This is a genomic window from Variovorax sp. Soil_C_33 (assembly GCF_057656935.1).
Genome location: NZ_JBDGJK010000016.1, coordinates 51772 through 72506 on the forward strand (window position 1 = coordinate 51772; position 20735 = coordinate 72506).

The window sequence follows — 20735 nt, forward strand, 5'->3', positions numbered from 1 at the left end:
AGGTTTTTCTAAGCTGGGCATATTGCCACATCGGGTTGGCGCTTCCGGCGCTTTTTGCGCCTCGCGCCGCCCTGCCCGTGCCCTTGAAGCCCGAGGTCTACAATCGGCGCCCCTCACAAGAAGCGTTGCACGGAGCCAAGGCACATGTCAGATCTGACCTCCCCGATTTCCACGCCCGAAGACAAGCGCGCCGAATTGCGCCGGGCCGCGCTCGAGTACCACGAGCTTCCGGTCCCGGGCAAGATCGCGATCGCGGCGACCAAGCAGATGCTCAACCAGCGCGACCTGGCGCTGGCCTATTCGCCCGGAGTGGCGGCACCTTGCGAGGAGATCGTCAAGGACCCGGTCAACGCCTTCAAGTACACCGCGCGCGGCAACCTGGTCGCGGTCATCACCAACGGCACCGCCGTGCTGGGTCTCGGCGACATCGGGCCGCTGGCCGCCAAGCCGGTGATGGAAGGCAAGGGCGTCCTGTTCAAGAAGTTCGCCGGCGTCGACGTGTTCGACATCGAGATCGACGAGAAGGACCCGGCCAAGCTGGTGGAGGTCATTGCCGCGCTGGAGCCGACCTTCGGCGCCATCAACCTCGAAGACATCAAGGCGCCGGACTGCTTCTACGTCGAGCGCGAGCTGCGCAAGCGCATGAAGATCCCGGTCTTCCACGACGACCAGCACGGCACGGCGATCACGGTGGCCGCCGCCATGCTCAACGGCCTGAAGGTGGTGGGCAAGGACATTTCGCAGGTCAAGCTGGTCGCCTCCGGCGCCGGCGCCGCGGCACTGGCCTGCCTCAACCTGCTGCTGAAGGTCGGCCTGAAGCGCGAGAACGTGTTCGTGACCGATCTCGCGGGCGTGGTCTACGAAGGCCGCACCGAGCTGATGGACGACGACAAGCGCCAGTTCATGCAGAAGACGGCCGCGCGCACGCTGGGCGAGGTGATCGAAGGGGCCGACGTGTTCCTCGGCCTCTCGGCCGGCGGCGTGCTCAAGCCGGCGATGGTGGAGAAGATGGCGGCCAAGCCGGTGATCTTCGCGCTGGCCAATCCCAATCCGGAGATCACGCCCGAGGACGCCCATGCCGTGCGCGGCGACGTGGTCATGGCGACCGGGCGCACCGACTATCCGAACCAGGTCAACAACGTCCTGTGCTTCCCCTACATCTTCCGCGGCGCGCTCGATTGCGGCGCGACCACCATCACCGACGAGATGGAAGTCGCGGCGGTGCATGCCATCGCCGACCTCGCGCAGGCCGAGCAGAGCGAGCGCGTGGCCGCTGCCTACGTGGGTGAAAAGCTCAGCTTCGGGCCCGAATACCTGATTCCCAAGCCTTTCGATCCGCGGCTCATGATGAAGATCGCGCCGGCCGTGGCCAAGGCGGCGGCCGAAAGCGGCGTCGCGCTGCGCCCGATCGCGGACCTCGACGCCTACCGCGACAAGCTGCAGAGCTTCGTCTACGCCTCCGGCACCACGATGAAGCCGATCTTCGATGCCGCCAAGCGCGCACCGAGGAAGCGGGTCGCCTACTGCGAGGGCGAGGAAGAGCGCGTGCTGCGTGCGGCGCAGATCGTGGTGGACGAAGGCCTCGCGCGGCCCACGCTCATCGGCCGGCCCGCGATCATTGCCCAGCGCATCGAAAAGTTCGGCCTGCGTCTCAAGGAAGAGCTGGACTACGACATCGTGAACGTCGAGCACGACCACCGCTACCGCGACTTCTGGCAGACCTACCACCGCATGACCGAGCGCAAGGGGACGACGGTGCAGACGGCCAAGATCGAGATGCGCCGCCGCCTGACGCTGATCGGCGCCATGCTGCTGCACAAGGGCGACGTGGACGGCATGATCTGCGGCACCTGGGGCACCACCGCCATCCACCTGCACTACATCGACCAGGTGATCGGCAAGCGCCCGGGCGGCTGTCCCAACACGCCGCAGGACGTGCCGATCTATGCCTGCATGAACGGCCTGCTTCTGCCCGACCGGCAGGTGTTCCTGGTCGACACGCACGTCAACTACGACCCAACGCCCGAGGAGCTCGCCGAAATCACCACCATGGCGGCCGAGGAGATGATGCGCTTCGGCCTCAAGCCGAAGGCTGCGCTGCTGTCGCATTCCAACTTCGGCAGCAGCAACCAGCCCAGCGCGGTCAAGATGCGCCAGACCCTCGATCTGCTGCGCGTCCAGGCGCCCTGGCTGGAAGTCGACGGCGAAATGCACGGCGACGTCGCTTTGGACGGCAAGCAGCGTGCCGCCGTCATGCCGCACAGCGCGCTGGCCGGCAACGCCAACCTGCTGGTCTTCCCGAACATCGATGCGGCCAATATTTCCTACAACCTGCTCAAGACGGCGGCAGGCGGCAACATCGCCATTGGCCCGGTCCTGCTCGGAGCGGCCAAACCTGTACATATTCTCACCGCGAGCGCAACGGTTCGCCGGATCGTGAATATGACAGCGCTCACCGTCGCCGACGCAAACGCAGAGCGATAGGCGCCAACGCGACAGCGGCCACTAACTTCAAAGACTCGGTTAGACCCTGGCGTCTGCTCAAAGATTGAGCAGACGCTTGCTATTTGCGCGCCCCTGGTGCACACTTGCGGCCTTGAATTTGCGGGTTAACCCCAAGGTTGCCCCCCGATTCGGCCCCTCGCTCTTTTCCTTCTGGTGCCCCATGGCGGCTTACGCCTCGATCACGTCCCGCGTCTCCAAGTTTGCGCTCACTAGCTTAGTGCTGGTAGCCCTCACTGCCGGAGCCCAGGCCCGTGAATGGTCCAGCACCCGCGCCGTTCAGCCGGCACAGGAAACGATCGCTCTGGCCGAATTGCCGGTGCAGGGCCAGCGCACTTATGGGGCCATATTGAACGGTGGTCCCTTCCGGCATGAGAAAGACGGCACGGTGTTCGGCAATCGCGAACGCCTGTTGCCGCGAGAGCGACGAGGCCACTACCGAGAGTACACGGTCGATACACCCGGCTCGCGTGACCGTGGTGCACGGCGCATCGTCTGCGGAGGCGAGCGCACGGCGCCGGCGACGTGCTGGTACACGGCGGACCACTATGCAAGTTTCAGACGGATCGTGCCATGAGCAATGAATTGGATTGGAGCGGCGCACCCAAGCGTCCAGAAGAAATGATGACGACGACAACTATGGAAAGACCAGCGGAGATGACCCTATCCCTTCGTTCCGTGCGACCTAATATCGTGCAGTCGATTCGCGCCTTTCGCGTGAGCGACTTGCAGGAAGCGGCGCATGCGGCGGGCCAGCACTTCCTCTATGCCAACCTGGGCAACGCCCAGACCAAGCAGGACGTGCTCGATCTGATCGCTCAGCAGTTCACCTTTCCGCAGCATTTCGGCAAGAATTTCGACGCGCTGTACGACTGCATGACCGACCCGTTGCATAAATCGGGCCCGCAGCCCGGCTTCGTCATCGTGCTCGAGCAGATTCCGGCCAATGCCAAGTTCGACAAGGAAGCCCGCGAGCAACTGCTCGACATCTTCCGCGACGCCGCCGACTACTGGGGGGATCGGAAGATACCGTTCAGGTGCTTCTATTCTTTTCTGTAGCCCGTTCTGCACACACCAGCCAAGCAGAACGGGCGAACGAGGCTCAACAGAACGCTGCCGCTCCGGTTTCCGGCATCGATCTCCCACCCACCGACCCGGCGGCCGAAAAGATGCCGACCGACAAACTGGTCGACGTGTCGCCGCTGGCGCTGCGCATGAGCAGCCCCTTCAACGCCGGGTATTGGCTCGCCGCAGCCTGACGGCATCACGCTGAAGAAAGAAAGCCCGTCCCCGGACGGGCTTTTTTCATGGCGCAACGGCCTGTGCGAGCGCAACGTATTCGTCAACCGGCACTTCCTCGGCGCGGCGCTGCGTGTCGAAGGTCCCGCCAAAGCCATGCTGCTGCAGCCACCTGCCAAGGGTATGGCGCAGCAGCTTGCGGCGCTGGCTGAAAGCGACCTGAACGATCTCGCCCAGCCGCGCCGCATCGACCTGCGGAGGCGCAGCAAAGGGCACCATGCGCACCACCGCGCTGTCGACGCGCGGTGGCGGCTCGAAGCTCTCCGGCGGCACGAACAGCACGTTGTCCATCGCATAGCGCCACTGCAGCATCACGCTGAGGCGGCTGTAGTCCGAAGTGGCCGGTTTCGCGACCATGCGGTCGATGACTTCCTTCTGCAGCATGAAATGCTGGTCGGCAATCAGATGCGCAAAGCCCAGCAGATGGAACAGGATCGGCGTCGAGATGTTGTAGGGCAGATTGCCCACGACGCGCAGCGCTGTTGCAGGGGCCGCGACCAGCCTGGCGGCCAAGGCGGCAAAGTCCACCTTCAGCACGTCGGACTCGATCACCTCGAGCTGGCCGTGGGCGCGCAGCCGCTGCGCCAGGTCGCGGTCGAGTTCGATCACCGTGAGCCGCCCCAGGCGCTCCACCAGCGGCTGGGTCAGCGCCGCGAGGCCCGGCCCGATCTCGACCATGGCATCGCCCGGCTGGGGCGCGATCTCGCGCACGATCGCATCGATGATCCCGGCGTCAGACAGAAAATGCTGTCCGAAGCGCTTGCGCGCGATGTGCTTCACCCCTGGCCGCCGCGGCGTTTCAGGATTGAGGCGGTTCGCGGAACTCGACGTAGGCCCGCGCCCGGATTTCCTGGGCCCAGGTTTCGAAGGCCTCCTCGACTTTCTTCTCGCGCAGCACGGCCCGGGCGGCTTCGCGCTGTTCGGCCTGGCTCAGCTTGGCGTCGCGCCGCGCGACCACCTGGATCAGGTGCACGCCGAAGCGCGAAACGACAGGATCGCTCACCTGGCCCGGCGCCAGCCGGCTCATCGCCTCTTCGAACTCGGGCACGAACTGGCCGGGACGCGACCAGCCCAGGTCCCCGCCCTCCTTGGCGCTGGCATCCTGCGAGTTGTCCCGTGCCAGGCCGGCGAAGTCGGCAGTGCCCTTCTGGATCCGCTCCTTGAACTCGGCCAGCTGAGCGACCGCTTGCGCCGTGCTGCGCTTGGCATCGCTGCGCAGCAGGATGTGGCGCACCTGGGTCTGCGTCACGACGGCATCGTCCGCGCCAGGCTGGCTCTTGGCCAGCACCTTGAGCACGTGGAAGCCGGCGCCCGAGCGGATCGGCCCTGCAATTCCGTTGACCGCCGTCGATTGCGTCGCGTCGACGAACAGGGTCGGGTAGCGGTCGGCGCTGCGCATGCCCAACGCGCCGCCGACGGCGCGATCCGGCGAATCGGAGAACTCCTGCGCGAGCTTGGCGAAGTCCTCGCCGGCACGGGCACGCTGCGCGACGCCCTGCGCCCGCTGCTGCAGCGTGGCGACTTGCGCATCGCTCGCGCTCTCGGGCACGGCGATCAGCACCTGCGCGATATTGATGTTCTGCGTTGCGGCATTGGGTGAGGTCCGCTGGTCGCGAATGAACTGGTCGACCTCGATGTCGCTGACCTTGACCTTGGCCTCGACCTCTCGGTCGCGCAGGCGCGTCAGCAGCAGCTGGTCGCGCAGGTCGTTGCGGAAGGCCTGCGGCGAGATGCCCTCGGCCGCGACGCGGCTGCGCAGCTCGGCCAGGCTGATCTGGTTCTGGCGCGCCACCGTCTGCTCGGCCTGGTCGATCGCGAGTTCGTCGACCTTGATGCCGGCTTCCTTGGCCTGTTGCAGCTGCGCGCGTTCGGAGATGAGGCGTTCGAGCACCAGGCGCGTGAGCTCGGCGCGCGGCACGCGCTGCGCCTCGGCGTTCTCCTTCAGGATTCGCTCGACCCGCGTCTGCACCTCGGTGTTGGTGATGGGCTCCGAATTGACCAGCGCCACGATGTACTCGGCCGAGCGCTGCACCGGCGCGGCCGGCGGGGTGGCGCGCGGGGCGGCAGGCGCCGGCGCGAGGCGCGGGCCGGCGCGCATGATGTCGGTGATGCCGAGGCCGGCGCCGGAACGTGGACCTTGCCCCTGCGCGCCGGCCGCCGCGGCCAGCGTTGCGAGGCACGCCAGGGTGAGGATGGAGCGGATGTGGTTCATGGCGAAGAAGCTCAGTCGTAATTGGTGAAGCGGCTCGGTGCAGCAATCGGTTGACGCAGGGGCTGGTAGCGCTGGATGTTCTGTGTCAGCGTGCGCTTCGGGCTCGACCCGATGGCGGCGAATCCGACGAACTCGAGTTGGAACATGATGCGCGTCGCGGCCGTGATCTGGCCGGTGCTGATGCGTTCCAGCACCACGCGTCCGATCCAGCAGCAGCCGTCGTATTCGAAGCCGATCACGCCGTCGGTAAGCTTGCGATCCTGCAGACTGTAGTTGAGACGGCCGACGGCGTACCAGCGCCCGCCGCCCTGGCCTCGGCCCGGACCGAGGTCTTGGCCCTTGTCGCCCCACAGGTCGTTCAGCGGCCATTGCCAGCTCACGTCGATCGACTTGTTCCCGTCAGTGGCCGTCGGCGTGCTGTTGGCCTGGTAGCGGTAGGCCGCGCTGATGTTGCGGTACGAGCCGGGGTTGTAGCGTGCGCTGATCGCCGTTCGCGTCGACTTTTGGTCGTCGGGGTTGTATTGCAGCGTGGTGTCCACGCTCCATTTCGGCGTCCAGTTGATCTGGGCACCGAGCAGCACGTCGCTTAGCCGGTCGGTCACCGCGGTGGTATTGGGCAGCGTGACGCGCTGGTCGCTGAAGCGCAGGCGCTGGGCAATGCCGAAGCGCGCGGCTTCGGCGCCGCTTTCGGGGTCGATCAGGCGCGTCGTCACGCCCAGCGTGAGCAGGTTGCTGTCGGAGATGCGGTCGTGGCCGGAGAACGCGTTCTCCGTGTAGACGGTCGCGAAGTTGAAGTCGTTGGACGCCGAGTCGTAGTTCGGCAGCAGGCTCTGGTCGCGATAGGGCGTATAGACGTAGAAGGCGCGCGGCTCCAGGGTCTGGCGGAACGCGCGGCCGAAAAAGCTGGCGTCGCGCTCAAAGATCATGCCGCTGTCGAGGCTGAAGGTCGGCACCGTCCGGCTGGCCGAGCTCGCACCATTGGCGAGCGGCGCCTCGAACTGGTAGGAGGTCGTATGCAGCTGCACCTTCGGGATGACGAAGGTGCCGGGCGTGAGAAAAGGCCGGCTCAGCGACGCCAGCGCAAAGGCCCGCTCGCCGTTGGGCTGACCCTGCTGCACCGGGTCGCCGCGGAAACGGGTGTAGTCGGTGTTGAGCGAAAAATCGAAACCGCGCCAGTCGTACTTGTTGTAGTTGGCAGTGATCTGCGGCAACCGGTCGTAGGGCGGAAGGATCGGCGAAGGCGCGTACTGCAAGGTCTGGTAGCTCAGCGTGCGCACGGCGCCGCTCCAGTCGCCCTTGCTCCAGTTGAGCGCAGCGTCGTTCGACAGCAGCCGCTGCGTCAGCGAGGGCGTTCGGCTGAAGTCGCGCCAGTAGTCGTCGTCACTGACCCGGTTGAAGTTGATCGTGGCGTTCAGCGAGTCCAGGCCGTAGGACTTGGCATCGAAGGTCTGCTGGTGGTGTGTCCAGATGCCCCAGCGCTTGCGGTTGCGCAGGGTGTCGGTCGGCATGTAGTCGATGCGGGCCTCGCCGCTGTACTTCTCCTCGAGGTAGCGAAACTCGGAGCCGAGGTTCACGCCGCGCTTGCTCATCACGTTCGGATAGAAGGTCGCATCGCGATTGGGCGCGATGTTCCAGTAGTACGGCGCGGTGATATCGACGCCGTTCACGCTGTCGATGCCGATGGTCGGCGGCAGGAAGCCGCTCTTTCGGTCGTTGCCGAGCGGAAAGCTCAGCGACGGAAAGGGCGGCGTGCTGATGCCCATGAAGCTCAGGCGCGCATCGGTGGCAACGCCGACGTTCTCTTCCGTGTCGGTCGTGAGGGTCGCGGCGCTCAGCAGCCAGGCAGGCATCCAGCCAGGATAGTCCTCGCGCCGGCAGGTGGTGTAGGTAGCGCGCCGGGCGACCGAGACGTTGCTGTCGACGAAGTCGATGCGCTCGGCATCGCCTCCTCCGCCGGTCGCCAGGAAGCGGTAGCGCACGTTGTTGAAGAAGCCTTCGAAGGTCTCGAGCTTGAGCTCCAGCTCGGGCCCTTCGTAGACGTTGCCGGCCTGGTTGATGCGGACGTTGCCGCGCGCCTTGGCGAGGTCTTCGGGCTGGTAGTACTCGAGCCGGTCGGCATGGATCACGATGTCGCCGCGGCGCAGCGACGCATTGCCTTCGACCACCGTCTCGAGGTCGGGCCGCCCTGAAATGCGGTCGCCATCGACAAAGCTCGGCAATTGGCCGCGCTGCGCCTGCGGAATGGTCTCGACGAGTTGCGGGGTGCGCTTGAGAGTGAGCGGCGCGTCCAGACCGGCGTCCTGTGCCGACGCGCCGTGCGCTTGAAGCAGCGCCAGCGACAGCACGGCCAGCGGCAAAGGCGGGCGGCACCGGCGCCAGGCAGCTCGGGTCAGGTCAGGCATCGGTACGGAACGGAGAGGTCTTCGGGGAATTGGCGCCAGCGACTGGCGGGTTGCGGAGGTCCGCGCCGGGCGGATTTGTAGAATCGATTATCCATGACAGCCTCCCCGCCCCCGGCCAGCGGCGCCGCGACGCCTCCCTACCCGTTCACCTGGAGCGATCCGGAGCGCGCCAAGGCATTCGCGCAATGGCTCGAACGCATTGCAGAACGGCATCGGCTCTTGCCCGCGACCGTGCGCCTCGCGTCGGCCGACGCGAGCTTCCGGCGCTACTTCAGGATCGACGCCCGCGAGGGCGCGCCGACGCGCATCGTGATGGACGCGCCCCCTGCCCAGGAGAACAGCGCCCCGTTCGTGCACGTCGCCAAGCTGATGCGCGCGGCCGGCCTGACGGCGCCGCAGGTGCTCGAATGGGACGAGGCCCAAGGCTTCCTGCTGCTCGACGATCTCGGCCGGCAGACCATGCTCGAGGTGATCGACCCGGCCGATGCGGATGCGGCACGGCCGCTCTACGCCCAGGCGATCGATGCGTTGATCCGCTGGCAGCTGGCGTCCCGGCCCGACGTCCTGCCGCCCTACGACCGGGCGCTGCTGGAGCGCGAGCTGGCGCTCTTTCCGGAGTGGTACATCGCGCGGCACCGCGGCGTGCGCGTGGAAGGCCGGCTGCAGGAGCGCCTGGAGCGCAGCTTCAAGCTGATCGTCGAGAACAACCTGGCTGCACCGCGTGTCTACGTGCACCGCGACTTCATGCCGCGCAACCTGATGATCACGGGCGGGCTGACGCTGGGCGTGCTGGATTTCCAGGACGCGGTCCATGGCCCGATCACCTACGACATCGCGAGCCTGATGCGCGATGCCTTCCTCAGTTGGGACGAAGACTTCGTTCTCGACATCACGGTGCGTTACTGGGAGCAGGCGCGCAAGGCCGGGCTGCCGGTCGACGAGGACTTCGGCGCCTTCTACCGCGCGGTCGAGTGGATGGGCCTGCAGCGCCATCTGAAGGTCGCCGGCATCTTCGCGCGGCTGACGCTGCGCGACGGCAAGCCGAGGTACTTGGCCGACACCCCACGCTTCATCGCCTACATCCGGGCGACCGCCGGCCGCTACCGCGAACTCACGCCGCTCTTGCGCGTGATCGACGAGGTCGAAGGCACGCAGGCCGCCACCGGCTTTGCGTACGGGCGGATGTGACGCCCCGCTTCCATTGCGCCATGGCCTTGGCAGCGCACAGCGCGCTGGCGCTGCCGCCCGGCGCCGCGCGCCATGTGCAGGTGCTGCGCATGCAGCCGGGCGATGCGCTGACGCTGTTCGACGGCAACGGCGGCGAGTTCGCCGCCACGGTGGAGCGCATGGGCCGCAGCGAAGTGACGGTTCAGGTCGAGAACCACATCGCCGTCGAGCGGGAAGCGCCGCGCGCCGTGCACCTGGCGATCGGCATGCCGGCCAACGAACGCATGGACTGGCTGGTCGAGAAAGCCACCGAACTCGGCGTGGCGAGCATCCAGCCGCTGATGACTGCCCACGGCGTGCTGCGCCTGGCCGGCGAGCGGGCCGACAAGAAGCGTGCGCACTGGGAAGCGATCGCCATCGCCGCCTGCGAACAATGCGGCCGCAACCGCTTGCCGCTGATCCACCCCGTGCGCGCCCTGGCCGGCTGGATCGACATGCCGCCGATCGACGATGCGGAGCGCTTCGTCCTGAGCCTGGCCGAGCGCAGCCGCGACCTGCGCGAGATCCGCGAGCGGGCGCCGGGCACCGCGCTTCGCGGCGCATGTGTTCTGAGCGGTCCCGAGGGCGGCCTGAGCGCCGCCGAGGAACAGGACGCGATCGCGCGCGGCTTCGCGCCGCTCACGCTCGGGCCGCGCGTGCTGCGCGCCGAAACCGCGGCCCTCGCGGCGCTCGCAGTGCTTGCGGGCCAGTGACCAGAATTTGCTCTCTTCCCCCATCACCCATCGAGCCCAAGGCCGCCAACGCATGTCTTCCCTTCATTCCGTTCCCTCGCGCTTCGCTCCGGTTGTGCTTGCCGCCCTCTGCGCCACCGCCGCCGTCCATGCGCAAAGCACGGCCGTGGCGCCGACGCCCTCGCAGGTGAAGCCGGCCGTGGACCAGGCCTACACGCAGCTCATGGCCGCGCCCGCCGTCAAGCAGTTGCTCGACGCGGTGAAGGCCGACCACGAGCGTTCGATCGAGGACCTCAAGCTGCTCACCGAAATCGAAGCGCCGCCCTTCAAGGAGCAGAAGCGCGCCGAGGCCTTCCTCGCCCGCATGAAGGCGCTGGGGCTCGCGGATGCGAGGATCGACAGCGAGGGCAATGTGGTGGGCCTGCGCAAGGGCACGGGCAACGGCCCCAAGCTCCTGGTCTCGGCCCACCTCGACACGGTCTTTCCCGCCGGCACCGACGTCAAGGTGAAGGAGCGCGACGGCAAGCTCCACGCGCCCGGCATCTCGGACGACACGCGCGGCCTCGCGGTGCTCCTGTCGTGGCTCAAGGTGCTCAACGACAACAAGGTGCAGACCGTGGGCGACCTGCTCTTCGTCGGCAACGTCGGCGAAGAGGAGCTGGGCAACCTGCGCGGTATGAAGGCCATCTTCCGCGACCACCTCGACATCGACGGCATGGTGGGCGTGGAGCCGGCGGCCGACGGCACCGTGCTGGTGCTCGGCACCGCCAGCCATCGCTACGAAGTAAGTTTCAAAGGACCCGGCGGCCACAGCTACGCCGCCTTCGGCCAGGTGCCGAGCGCAATCCACGGCATGGGCCGCGCGATCGCCAAGATCGCCGAGATCAAGACGCCCAGCTTTCCGAAGACCACCTTCACCGTCGGCACCGTCGGCGGCGGAACCTCGGTCAACACCATTGCACCCGACGCGCGCATGGCGGTCGACATCCGCTCCGACGAGATGGGCGCGCTGCTCGACACCGAAAAGAAGGTGCTGGCCGCGATCGAGGAAGCGGTGGCGGAAGAGAACAAGCGCTGGAACGTCGCGACCCTGAGCGTTTCCAGCAAGCTGATCGGCGACCGGCCGGGCGGACGCACGCCCTCGGATTCGCCGATCGTCGAGGCGGCCATCCGCTCGAACAGCGCCTTCGGCCACAAGACCCTGCTGAGCGGCGCCAGCACCGATGCCAATGTGCCGATGTCGCTCGGCATCCCGGCCATCATCATCGGCGGCGGCGGCAAGACCGGCGGCTTTCACGCGCTCTCCGAATGGATCGACGTGACAGACGGATGGAAGGGCGCGCAGAATGCCCTGGCGACCGTGCTGGGGCTGGTCGGCGTGCAAGGCGTGAGCGAGCCCCTGCTGCCGAAGCGTCCGCCGCGGTCGAAGTAGGCCATCTCCCCCATCATTTCAGGAGCCCACCATGGGATTGCTCGATTCGGTACTCGGACAGATGCTCGGCGGTGCACAGCCACAGGCCCAGGACGGCGGCATAGGCAGCCTCGGCAGCCTCGGCAGCCTCGGCGGCATGGGCGGCGGACTCGGTGATCTCGGCGGTCTCGCGGGTGCGCTCGGCGGACTGCTCGCCAACAACGGCGAGCAGGGCGGTCTGGGCGGCCTGGTCTCGAAGTTCGAGCAGGCCGGCATGGGCGACGTGATCGGCTCCTGGGTCGGCAAGGGCGAGAACGCGCCGATCTCTGGCGGGCAGCTGCAGGACGTGCTGGGCAGCGACGTGATTTCGAGCATCGCGCAAAAACTCGGCATCAACGCGGCGACGTTGCTGCCGATGCTGGCCACGCTGCTGCCCACGCTGATCGACCAGCTCACGCCCAAGGGCCAAGTGCCGGCCGAGGGTCTGGGCAACCAGGACGACCTGCTGGCCTCGCTGAGCGGCCTGCTGCAGAAGGGTTGAACAGGTCTCGATGAAGCGCAATCTCTGGCTGCTCGCCGTTTGCCAAGGCCTGTTCCTCACCAACAACGTCACCTTCATCGCGATCAACGGCCTCGTGGGCCTCGCGCTCGCACCGCGCGGCTGGATGGCCACGCTGCCCGTGATGGGCTACGTGGTCGGCGGCGCACTCGCCACCGGGCTGGTGGCGCGCACGCAGCAACGCTTCGGGCGGCGCCACTCCTTCCAGATCGGCTTGGCGGTGGCGCTGGGCTCGGCCCTGCTGTGCGCGCAGGCCGCGGTCTGGAAGGACTTCTGGCTGCTGTGCTTCGCCACGGTGGTGGCCGGCTACTACGCCGCGAACGCGAGTCTCTACCGATTTGCCGCTGCCGAGCTGGCCACGCCCGATGGGCGCGAAAAGGCAGTCTCGCTGGTGATGGCCGGCGGACTTCTCGGCGCCGTGGCAGGCCCGAACCTCGCAGCGGTCACGCGCGACTGGTTCCCCGTGCCCTTCGCGGGCGCCTACCTGGCACTCGCGGCCGTGGCGCTGCTCGCGATGGGCCTGATGCACTTCATCGACTTTCCGGCCCCGCCGCCGAAAAGCACCGGTGCCGGCGGCCGCCCGCTGGCCGAGATCGCACGCCAGCCGGTGTTCATCGTCGCGGCCGTGTCGGGTGCGCTCGGCTTCGGCGTGATGAACCTGCTGATGGCGGCGACGCCGATCGCGATGCAGATCTGCAGCTTGCCCTTCGAGGACATCGCGCTGGTGCTCGAATGGCACGTGATCGGCATGTTCGCGCCGGGCTTCTTCACCGGCCACCTGATCCGCCGCTTCGGCGCGCTGCCCGTGATGGGCGTGGGGCTCGCGCTCAACCTCGGCTGCATCGCGGTGGCGCTCTCGGGCGTGGACCTGCACCAGTTCCTGATCGCGCTGTTCATGCTCGGCGTGGGCTGGAACTTCCTCTTCACCGGCAGCACCACGCTCTCGCTCGCGGCCTACACGGCCGAAGAGAGGGACCGTGCCCAGGGCGCACTCAACTTCTGCATATTCGCGACGCTGGCACTGAGCTCCTTCGCCTCGGGCGTGCTGGTCACGACGCAGGGCTGGCGGCTGCTGAACCTCGGCTCGCTGGTGCCGGTGGTGCTGACGGGTGCGGCGCTGCTGTGGCTCGCGCGTCGCCAGCGCAGCGCAGCGCCGGCGGCGGCCGTCTAGGCAGACGGGAAGCGCTCGTCGAGCCAGCGTCTGAGCGTCCCGAACACGGGCGTCGTATCGCGCTCGTTGAAGATCTCGTGGTAGAGCGCCGGAAAGCAGGTCGCGCTGAGCACCGAAGCCGGCGCGGCGGCCGCGAAGGCGTGGCTGGCCGCAGGTTTCACGAGGCGATCGTCACCCGCATAGATCAGGAGCGTCGGCACCTGCCATTGCGGCGCAGCCGCCTGGACGACGGCACCTTCGTCGGCCAGAAAGCGCGCGAGCCGGGCGCCGATGCGATCGTGGCACAGCGGATCGTCGCGGTAGGCCCGCACCACGGCCGGGTCGTGCGAGAGGTAGGCGTCGTCCAGCCCGTTGCCCACCCGCAGATCGGCGCCACGCGCGACAACAGCGCGATCATCAGTTTCTGGAACGCACCGAGGCCCGGATCCAGTCCCGGCGACGAAAGCACCAGCGCATCGACCTTGCGCACCGCCCGCGCCACGAAGCTTGCAGCGACCAAACCGCCGAGGCTGTGGCCCAGCAGCACCAGCGGCACGCCGGGATGCGCTCGCCGTGTGTCGTCGACCACGAGCGCGAGATCGTCGACCAGTCGCATCACGCTGGGCAAGCCGCCGCGCGGACCGCTCGATGCGCCGTGGCCGTAGTGGTCGGCGGCACGCACCGCGAAGCCCCAGTCGTTGAGCCGTTCGGCCACGTGCCGGTAGCGGCCCGCATGCTCGCCGATGCCATGCACCAGCACCACGACGGCTCTCTCGGCCAGGCCGCAGGAAAGCGGCCACTCGTTCAGGACCAGCGTTTCGCCGTCCGGCGCGCGCAGCGTGCTGTTCCGCGCAGGCTGCGTCTTCAAGCGGCGAGGGCATGCGCCGCCGGCAGCGCGGCGATCACCTCGGCCACTGCCGCGGTCAGCTTCTTCGCATAGGGCACGTGCAGGAATTCGTTGGGGCCGTGCGCATTGCTCTTGGGTCCGAGCACGCCGCAGACCATCATTTGCGCCTTCGGGAAGCCGACGCTCAGCATGTTCATGAGCGGAATCGTGCCGCCCTGGCCGATGTAGCCGCAATTGGCGCCGAAGTGCGCCTGCGATGCGGCGTTGAGCGCGCGCTCGAACCAGGGTGCGGTGCCGGGCGCATTCCATCCGGTGGCGCCGCCGTTGCTGTCGAAGGTCACCTTGGCCTGATAGGGCGCGTTGTCCTCGAGCAGGGTCTTGAGCTGCTGCACCGCCTGGTCGGCATCGACCAGCGGCGGCAGGCGCAGCGAAAGCTTGAAGGCGGTGTAGGGACGCAGCACATTGCCCGCATCCTTCAATGCCGGGAAGCCTTCGGCGCCGGTGACCGAGAGCGTCGGCTTCCAGGTGCGGTTGATCAGCGCCTCCACCGGGTCGCTGGTGGTCGGCAACGCGAACGCGGTCGCGCCGCCGCAGTCGTAGTGCGCCCAGGGAAATCGCTTGTAGACCTCGTCGCCGAGGATGGCTGCAGTGGCCTGCGCCTGCGCGAGCCTTTCGGCCGGAACTTCGCAGTGAAAGCTCTCCGGCAGCAGGCGGCCGGTCTTGCTGTCCTCCAGACGGTCGAGTACCTGCCGCATGATGCGGAAGCTCGAGGGCACGAGGCCGGAGGCATCGCCCGAGTGCACGCCCTCGGTCAGGATCTCGACCTTCAGCGTTCCGCTCGCCATGCCGCGCAGCGAGGTGGTGAGCCACAGCTGGTCGTAGTTGCCGGCGCCCGAGTCGAGGCAGATCACGAGGCCTACCTCGCCGAGGCGCGGACGCAGCGCGTCGATGTAGGGCAGCAGGTCGTAGGAGCCGGATTCTTCGCAGGTTTCGATCAGGCCCACGATGCGCGGATGCGCCACGCCCTGCGCCTTGAGCGCCTGCAGCGCCGCCACGCTCGCATACACCGCATAGCCATCGTCGGCGCCGCCGCGGCCGTAGAGAAGGCCGTTCTCGTATTTCGGCGTCCACGGCCCGAGGTCGTTGCGCCAGCCGGTGAACTCGGGCTGCTTGTCGAGGTGGCCGTACATCAGCACGGTCTCCTTCATCTCGGTGCCGGTGGCCGGCACTTCGAAGAAGAGCACCGGGGTGCGGCCTTCGAGCCGCACGATCTCGAGCTTCAGGCCCTCGACCTTCTGCGCCTCCACCCACCTGGCGGCGTTCTGCAGAACGGTTTCGAGATAGCCGTTCTGCACCCAGTCCTTGTCGAAGCCGGGCGACTTGGCGGGGATCGCGATGTAGTCGGTGAGCTGCTTGACGATGTCCTGGTCCCACTTGGACGAGACATCGGACAGGGCGCGCTCGGCATCGAGCAGGCCCGAGGAGATTTCGCGGTGCAGGGGAGCGTTCATGGGGTCTCCGCGGGTGAGAAGGGGAGTGGCGAATTATGGGCGCAGCTCGCCAAACCCGCAGCCCTTGGGCTAATCTCGCCGCTGCTTCGAAGTGGCGGCTTTATCGAAAGGCGAGATCTTGAGCAGCACAAACACGCGCATTCGCGTCGGCATCGGGGGCTGGACCTACGAACCCTGGCGCAACAACTTCTATCCCGAAGGGCTGCCGCACAGCCAGGAATTGAGCTACGCCAGCCGGCAGCTCACGGCCATCGAAGTCAACGGCACCTACTACAGCAGCTTCAAGCCGCCGACATTCAAGAAGTGGCACGACGAGACGCCCGACGATTTCATGTTCTCGCTCAAGGCATCGCGTTTTGCGACCAATCGCAAGCAGCTGTCGGCGGCCGGCGAGTCGATCACGCGCTTTGTCGAAAGCGGCATCGTCGAGCTGGGCAACAAGCTGGGGCCGATCGTCTGGCAGTTCATGCCCACCAAGGCTTTCGATGCAGAGGACTTCGAGGGCTTTCTCGCGCTGCTGCCGAAGAAGGAGGGCAGCCGCACGCTGCGCCACGTGCTCGACGTCCGGCACGAGAGCTTCATGACGCCGGAGTACCTGGCGCTCGCGCGCAAGTACGAGGCCGCGACGGTCTTCACCGACGCGGACAAGTTTCCATCCTTCGCCGACCTGACTGCCGGCTTCGTCTATGCGCGCCTGATGATGAGCGACGCCAAGCTGAAAAGCGGCTACGCGCCGAAGGCACTCGATGCATGGGCCGAGGCAGCCAGGACCTGGGCCGAGGGCGGTTCGCCGGCCGCGTTGCCGCGCGTCGAGAAGGCCGCGCCGAAGGCGGCCGCGGCGCGCGACGTCTTCATCTACTTCATCAACGGCGCAAAAGAAAAGGCACCGGCCGCAGCAGGTGCCTTGATTCAGCGCCTGGGCTGAACTGAAGCCGCGTCAGGCCGCGGCTTGCAGTGCGGGCTTGGCACTGCCGCTGCTGCTGCTGCCTGCGGATGCGCCGAAGCTGATCTCGCCGGACAGCTGGCCGCCTTCTTCGACCACGATCTTGCCGTAGCGGATCTTGCCGGTGACCTTGCCGGTGGAATGAATGACGAGCTTCTCGCGCACGGTGAGGTTGCCGTCGAAGAGCCCGCGGATTTCGGCGATGTCGATTTCGGCCGAGCCCTTGAATGCGCCCTGTTCGGCGATCTGCATGACGCGCGAGTCCATCGTCGCTTCGACCAGGCCTTCGACCACGAGCGTGTCGCAGTCGGTGATCTCGACGCCCTTGAGCTTGATGTTCGGGCCGACGGTGAGCTTGCTGCCGCCTTCCTTGGCGGTGCTCGCCGCCGCATTGGCCGCTGGGGCCGACAGGTTCGAAGGATTGACCGGCGTGCCCGAGAGGTTGGTGCCGGAACCCATCAGCGGCGCGGGACGGGAGGGGAGGGAGTCGGCGTCGCGATCACGCTTGCCGAAGAAGGGGGACTGTGTGGCCAATGGGGAGCTCCTCAAAAGGGCTATCGTAAGAAGGCGCTTACGGCGCTTCGCACTTCATTGCGCAAGAAGCGTAACTGAATACGTCTCGAACGCGCATCGTTGGGAACTTTCGTCTGCGTAAGGACTGCATCGACGATGGGGGGCGCGCGCTTTCGCAGTGACCGTCGATCTTGATCGCTGCGATTGTCACGAGCATGACGGTCGTCGTATCGCGGCGCAACGAGCTTCTAGCTCGTCCGCTGCCATATGGCGCGCCCTTGCGCAGCATCATCGACCCTCGCAATGAAGCCGGCGGCTTCTGGCTCGGGCAGGGTCAGCGAGAAGTGCACCATGCTGTCGTGGCTGACCTGGACGAGCGCGGCACCCGCCGCCGCGATCTCGCGGCGCAGCAGACCTTCGAGCGCGTAGGGCACGGCGCAGCGCAAGCTGCGCTGTCGCACCAGCGGCACCAGTACCGCACCGGCGAGCGCCTGCGCAATGCTGTCGGTGTAGGCGCGCACCAGTCCGCCCGCGCCGAGCTTGATGCCGCCGAAGTAGCGCACCACCGTGGCGAGCACACCTTCGAGTTCGTGATGCCGCAGCACTTCTAGCATCGGCCGGCCGGCGGTGCCACCGGGTTCGCCGTCGTCGTTGGCCGCGGATTGCCCGCCGGCCATCAGCGCCCAGCAGACGTGGGCCGCACCGGGATGCACGCCGCGCAGCGCGTCGACGACGGCCTGCGCCGCGGCGCGGCCGGCGACCGGCTGGACGCAGCCGATGAAGCGGCTCTTCTTGACGAGCAGCTCGCTGTGCTGCGGCGCGGCGAGCGTGAAGGGCATCGTGCGCGCGCTAGCGTTCGCGCTCGAACTTGAAGACGGCGGTGCTGGCGCGCGCATTCGGCAGCCAGCGCACCTCGGCGCCCTCCTGCAGGCCGAAGGCATCGAGCACGCGCAGGCGGTTCTTGCGCGCGAGCACCTCGAAATCCTTGAAGGTACCGACGCGGATGTTCGGCGTGTCGTACCACTGGTAGGGCAAGCGCCGCGTGACCGGCATGCGCCCGCGCGCGATGCTGATGCGGTTCGGCCAGTGCGCGAAGTTGGGGAAGGCGACGATGCCGATGCGGCCGACGCGCGCGGTCTCTCGCAGCATCACTTCGGCATTGCGAAGGTGCTGCAGCGTGTCGATCTGGAGCACGACGTCGAAGGAGGCATCGTCGAACATCGCGAGGCCTTCGTCGAGGTTGAGCTGGATCACGTCGACGCCATGCCGTATGCATTGCAGCACGTTGCCGTCGGCGATCTCCACGCCGTAGCCGCTGCAACCGCGCTCGCGCTGCAGCAGGTCGAGCAGCGCGCCGTCGCCGCAGCCGAGGTCGAGCACGCGCGAGCCTTCGGGGACGAGCCGAGCGATCACGCGTTGGGTGTCCAGATCGCTCATGCGGCGAGGCCCTCTTTGGCGATGCGTTCGAAGTACGAACGCACCACGCTCATGTAGCGCACATCGTCGAGCAGGAAGGCGTCGTGGCCGTGCGGCGCATCGATTTCCGCGTAGCTCACGTTGCGGCGGTTGTCGAGCAGGGCCTTCACGATCTCGCGGCTGCGCGCCGGCGCGAAGCGCCAGTCGGTGGTGAAGCTCACGAGCAGGAACTTGGCCGTGGCCTGCGCCAGCGCGGCGCGCAGATCGCCGCCGTGCCCGCGCGCGGGATCGAAGTAGTCGAGCGCACGCGTGATCAGGAGGTAGGTGTTGGCGTCGAAGTACTCGCTGAACTTGTCGCCGTTGTAGCGCAGATAGCTTTCGATCTGGAACTCGACCTCCTGGGTCGAGTAGAGAAAGTCCGCGCTCGATACATCACCCTCGACCGCGCTGCGCAGCGCCCGGCCGAACTTCTCGTTCATGAGGTCGTCGCTCTGGTAGGTGATGTGGCCGATCATGCGGGCGATGCGCAGGCCACGCTTGGGGATCACCCCATGCTCGTAGAAGTGGCCGCCGTTGAAGTCGGGGTCGGTCACGATCGCGCGGCGCGCGACCTCGTTGAACGCGATGTTCTGCGCCGTCAGGCTCGGCGCGCTGGCGATCACCACCGCATGGCGCACGCGCTCGGGATATTGCAGCGCCCACGACAGCGCCTGCATGCCGCCGAGGCTGCCGCCCATCACTGCCGCGAGCGTCTGGATGCCCATTGCGTCGAGCAGCGCAGCCTGCGCGCGAACCCAGTCCTCGACCGTGACCACCGGAAAGTCGGCGCCATAGACGCGCCCGGTCGCAGGGTTGACATGCATCGGCCCGGTGGAGCCGAAGCAGGAGCCGAGGTTGTTGACGCCGATCACGAAGAAGCGATCGGTGTCGACCGGCTTGCCGGGGCCGATCATGTTGTCCCACCAGCCCTCGGACTTGTCCTGGCCTGCGTAGACGCCCGCGACATGGTGCGAAGCGTTCAGCGCATGGCAGACGAGCACCGCGTTGCTGCGATCGGCATTGAGCGTGCCGTAGGTTTCGTACGCCAAGGAGTAGTTGGCAATCGATGCGCCGCTGCTGAGAGGCAGCGGGCCTGCGAACGGCATCGATTGCGAGGAGACGACCAACGACATGAATGAAAAAACCCGGCCTCGCCAAAAACGAGCCGGGTCCGGCATCCGTCTTTAGCTGCATTTGTTAAGCGCCCGCAAGCTGGAGCAAATCGGCGCGTGCGGCAAGTATATGCGGCTCAGCCCCAGCCGATCAACGCGGCGCCGCCGAGGGTGAGGAACAGCACGGCAGAGACGCCGTGGACCAGGTGGATCGGCACGCGCTTCACGATGCGCTCGCCCAGCCACACGACCGGCGCATTGGCCAGCATCATGCCGAACGTGGTGCCGAGCACCACCCAGACATAGGCGCTCACGTAGCGCGCGGCGAGCATGACAGTCGCAATCTGCGTCTTGTCGCCCATCTCGGCCAGAAAGAAGGCGGTCAAGGTGGTGCCGAACACGCCGAAGTGCGAAGCCTTCGGCATGTCGTCCTCGTCGAGCTTGTCGGGGATCAGCATCCAGAGCGCCATCGCGATGAACGAAGCACCCAGGGTCCAGCGCAGCACGTCGGGCCCGAGCGTGTGCGTGACCCAGTTGCCCACCGCCCCCGCAAGTGCATGGTTCAACACCGTCGCGGTGAAGATGCCCAGCACGATCGGCCAGGGCCTGCGGAACCGTGCGGCGAGCACGAGCGAGAGCAATTGGGTCTTGTCGCCCATTTCGGCGAGCGCGACCACGCCGGTCGCAACGAGAAAAGCTTCCATGAAAAAGGGGTTCCTTGGGCCGAAGGACGAGGACGCAATTGACCGCGCAACGCCTTCGGCCAAGTCCGAAGTTGCACGGTCAAAGGTCTCGCCAGGTGGAACACTGCCTGCGCCATGTCCTGCACGGGGCAGGACAAGTCTGTTGACGCAAACCCTTCTCGCGATGGAAGGCGGCTACTCCCCAATGACCGCGCGATTGTAGTGCGGCATCGAGGAT

General features: G+C 67.0%; 18 protein-coding genes, 1 pseudogene and 1 riboswitch. Of the genes and pseudogenes, 9 read left to right on the plus strand and 10 right to left on the minus strand.

The genetic code is table 11. From position 1 onward, the window contains the following. The first annotated feature begins 144 nt into the window (after positions 1 to 144). The 3 genes from AC3A6B_RS22515 (at position 145) to AC3A6B_RS22525 (ending at position 3561) form a co-directional block, all read left to right on the plus strand. Positions 145 to 2484: an NADP-dependent malic enzyme gene (locus tag AC3A6B_RS22515; RefSeq protein WP_487838874.1), complete on the plus strand. Its 2340-nt coding sequence runs from the start codon at positions 145 to 147 to the stop codon at positions 2482 to 2484. A 181-nt stretch (positions 2485 to 2665) separates the two neighbouring features. Continuing rightward, positions 2666 to 3079 carry a guanyl-specific ribonuclease gene (locus AC3A6B_RS22520; protein WP_487838875.1) on the plus strand — a complete coding sequence of 138 codons (414 nt, stop codon included), beginning with the start codon at positions 2666 to 2668 and terminating at the stop codon, positions 3077 to 3079. A 47-nt stretch (positions 3080 to 3126) separates the two neighbouring features. Continuing rightward, complete coding sequence (locus tag AC3A6B_RS22525) at positions 3127 to 3561, plus strand: barstar family protein (protein WP_093107358.1); 435 nt, start codon at positions 3127 to 3129, stop codon at positions 3559 to 3561. 246 nt (positions 3562 to 3807) lie between these two features. On the opposite strand, the gene rsmA is transcribed toward AC3A6B_RS22525, so the two are convergent. Genes rsmA through AC3A6B_RS22540 form a run of 3 tightly spaced genes read right to left on the minus strand, consistent with a single transcriptional unit; the run spans position 3808 to position 8415 of the window. After that, positions 3808 to 4581, minus strand: a complete 774-nt coding sequence (gene rsmA / locus AC3A6B_RS22530; protein ID WP_487838876.1) for a 16S rRNA (adenine(1518)-N(6)/adenine(1519)-N(6))-dimethyltransferase RsmA — start codon at positions 4579 to 4581, stop codon at positions 3808 to 3810. Between the two features lie 19 nt (positions 4582 to 4600). Beyond that, positions 4601 to 6013, minus strand: coding sequence for a peptidylprolyl isomerase (locus tag AC3A6B_RS22535; protein WP_487838877.1), 1413 nt, complete (start codon positions 6011 to 6013; stop codon positions 4601 to 4603). Positions 6014 to 6024: 11 nt separating this feature from the next. Continuing rightward, positions 6025 to 8415: an LPS-assembly protein LptD gene (locus tag AC3A6B_RS22540; RefSeq protein WP_487838878.1), complete on the minus strand. Its 2391-nt coding sequence runs from the start codon at positions 8413 to 8415 to the stop codon at positions 6025 to 6027. Between the two features lie 93 nt (positions 8416 to 8508). Here AC3A6B_RS22540 and AC3A6B_RS22545 point away from each other — a divergent pair, with 93 nt between their 5' ends. Genes AC3A6B_RS22545 through AC3A6B_RS22565 form a run of 5 tightly spaced genes read left to right on the plus strand, consistent with a single transcriptional unit; the run spans position 8509 to position 13454 of the window. Beyond that, positions 8509 to 9603 (plus strand): aminoglycoside phosphotransferase family protein, encoded by a 1095-nt coding sequence (locus AC3A6B_RS22545; RefSeq protein WP_487838879.1) that lies wholly within the window; start codon positions 8509 to 8511, stop codon positions 9601 to 9603. Beyond that, positions 9600 to 10334: a 16S rRNA (uracil(1498)-N(3))-methyltransferase gene (locus AC3A6B_RS22550; RefSeq protein ID WP_487838880.1), complete on the plus strand. Its 735-nt coding sequence runs from the start codon at positions 9600 to 9602 to the stop codon at positions 10332 to 10334. The genes AC3A6B_RS22545 and AC3A6B_RS22550 overlap by 4 nt, the downstream gene beginning before the upstream one ends. Positions 10335 to 10386: 52 nt before the next feature. Continuing rightward, on the plus strand, positions 10387 to 11745 hold the full coding sequence (locus tag AC3A6B_RS22555) for a M20/M25/M40 family metallo-hydrolase (protein WP_487838881.1): 1359 nt from the start codon (positions 10387 to 10389) through the stop codon (positions 11743 to 11745). Positions 11746 to 11776: 31 nt separating this feature from the next. Beyond that, complete coding sequence (locus tag AC3A6B_RS22560) at positions 11777 to 12265, plus strand: YidB family protein (RefSeq protein WP_487838882.1); 489 nt, start codon at positions 11777 to 11779, stop codon at positions 12263 to 12265. Between the two features lie 10 nt (positions 12266 to 12275). Continuing rightward, on the plus strand, positions 12276 to 13454 hold the full coding sequence (locus AC3A6B_RS22565; protein WP_487838883.1) for an MFS transporter: 1179 nt from the start codon (positions 12276 to 12278) through the stop codon (positions 13452 to 13454). On the opposite strand, the pseudogene AC3A6B_RS22570 reads toward AC3A6B_RS22565, so the two are convergent. Then, positions 13451 to 14301: pseudogene (locus AC3A6B_RS22570) on the minus strand (lysophospholipase). The gene AC3A6B_RS22565 and the pseudogene AC3A6B_RS22570 overlap by 4 nt on opposite strands. Then, positions 14298 to 15791, minus strand: coding sequence for a M20 family metallopeptidase (locus AC3A6B_RS22575; protein ID WP_487838884.1), 1494 nt, complete (start codon positions 15789 to 15791; stop codon positions 14298 to 14300). Before AC3A6B_RS22575 ends, AC3A6B_RS22570 begins: the two are co-directional and overlap by 4 nt. A 118-nt stretch (positions 15792 to 15909) precedes the next feature. Here AC3A6B_RS22575 and AC3A6B_RS22580 point away from each other — a divergent pair, with 118 nt between their 5' ends. Further along, the gene (locus AC3A6B_RS22580) at positions 15910 to 16716 is read left to right on the plus strand and encodes a DUF72 domain-containing protein (protein ID WP_487838885.1); all 807 of its coding nucleotides are present in this window, start codon (positions 15910 to 15912) and stop codon (positions 16714 to 16716) included. Between the two features lie 12 nt (positions 16717 to 16728). Here the strand turns inward: AC3A6B_RS22580 and AC3A6B_RS22585 are convergent, their stop codons facing one another. The 5 genes from AC3A6B_RS22585 to AC3A6B_RS22605 all read right to left on the minus strand — a co-directional run bounded on the left by AC3A6B_RS22585 (position 16729) and on the right by AC3A6B_RS22605 (position 20518). Beyond that, positions 16729 to 17268: a bactofilin family protein gene (locus AC3A6B_RS22585; protein WP_487838886.1), complete on the minus strand. Its 540-nt coding sequence runs from the start codon at positions 17266 to 17268 to the stop codon at positions 16729 to 16731. Between the two features lie 227 nt (positions 17269 to 17495). Beyond that, positions 17496 to 18086, minus strand: coding sequence for an IMPACT family protein (locus AC3A6B_RS22590; protein ID WP_487838887.1), 591 nt, complete (start codon positions 18084 to 18086; stop codon positions 17496 to 17498). Between the two features lie 10 nt (positions 18087 to 18096). Next, complete coding sequence (gene metW, locus AC3A6B_RS22595; RefSeq protein WP_093107082.1) at positions 18097 to 18684, minus strand: methionine biosynthesis protein MetW; 588 nt, start codon at positions 18682 to 18684, stop codon at positions 18097 to 18099. Beyond that, positions 18681 to 19835 carry a homoserine O-succinyltransferase MetX gene (gene metX, locus AC3A6B_RS22600; protein ID WP_487838888.1) on the minus strand — a complete coding sequence of 385 codons (1155 nt, stop codon included), beginning with the start codon at positions 19833 to 19835 and terminating at the stop codon, positions 18681 to 18683. Before metX ends, metW begins: the two co-directional genes overlap by 4 nt. 116 nt (positions 19836 to 19951) lie before the next feature. Further along, positions 19952 to 20518, minus strand: coding sequence for a TMEM165/GDT1 family protein (locus tag AC3A6B_RS22605; RefSeq protein ID WP_487838889.1), 567 nt, complete (start codon positions 20516 to 20518; stop codon positions 19952 to 19954). Positions 20519 to 20524: 6 nt separating this feature from the next. Beyond that, positions 20525 to 20713, minus strand: a riboswitch (yybP-ykoY riboswitch). Positions 20714 to 20735 lie beyond the last annotated feature (22 nt).

Excerpts from the sequence above, each read along its gene's own strand:
- AC3A6B_RS22515 (WP_487838874.1), top strand. The coding sequence starts at position 145 with ATGTCAGATCTGACCTCCCCGATTTCCACGCCCGAAGACAAGCGCGCC.
- AC3A6B_RS22520 (WP_487838875.1), top strand. The coding sequence starts at position 2,666 with ATGGCGGCTTACGCCTCGATCACGTCCCGCGTCTCCAAGTTTGCGCTC.
- AC3A6B_RS22525 (WP_093107358.1), top strand. The coding sequence starts at position 3,127 with ATGACGACGACAACTATGGAAAGACCAGCGGAGATGACCCTATCCCTT.
- AC3A6B_RS22535 (WP_487838877.1), bottom strand. The coding sequence starts at position 6,013 with ATGAACCACATCCGCTCCATCCTCACCCTGGCGTGCCTCGCAACGCTG.
- AC3A6B_RS22540 (WP_487838878.1), bottom strand. The coding sequence starts at position 8,415 with ATGCCTGACCTGACCCGAGCTGCCTGGCGCCGGTGCCGCCCGCCTTTG.
- AC3A6B_RS22545 (WP_487838879.1), top strand. The coding sequence starts at position 8,509 with ATGACAGCCTCCCCGCCCCCGGCCAGCGGCGCCGCGACGCCTCCCTAC.
- AC3A6B_RS22555 (WP_487838881.1), top strand. The coding sequence starts at position 10,387 with ATGTCTTCCCTTCATTCCGTTCCCTCGCGCTTCGCTCCGGTTGTGCTT.
- AC3A6B_RS22560 (WP_487838882.1), top strand. The coding sequence starts at position 11,777 with ATGGGATTGCTCGATTCGGTACTCGGACAGATGCTCGGCGGTGCACAG.
- AC3A6B_RS22565 (WP_487838883.1), top strand. The coding sequence starts at position 12,276 with ATGAAGCGCAATCTCTGGCTGCTCGCCGTTTGCCAAGGCCTGTTCCTC.
- AC3A6B_RS22575 (WP_487838884.1), bottom strand. The coding sequence starts at position 15,791 with ATGAACGCTCCCCTGCACCGCGAAATCTCCTCGGGCCTGCTCGATGCC.
- AC3A6B_RS22590 (WP_487838887.1), bottom strand. The coding sequence starts at position 18,086 with ATGCCCTTCACGCTCGCCGCGCCGCAGCACAGCGAGCTGCTCGTCAAG.
- metW (WP_093107082.1), bottom strand. The coding sequence starts at position 18,684 with ATGAGCGATCTGGACACCCAACGCGTGATCGCTCGGCTCGTCCCCGAA.
- metX (WP_487838888.1), bottom strand. The coding sequence starts at position 19,835 with ATGTCGTTGGTCGTCTCCTCGCAATCGATGCCGTTCGCAGGCCCGCTG.
- AC3A6B_RS22605 (WP_487838889.1), bottom strand. The coding sequence starts at position 20,518 with ATGGAAGCTTTTCTCGTTGCGACCGGCGTGGTCGCGCTCGCCGAAATG.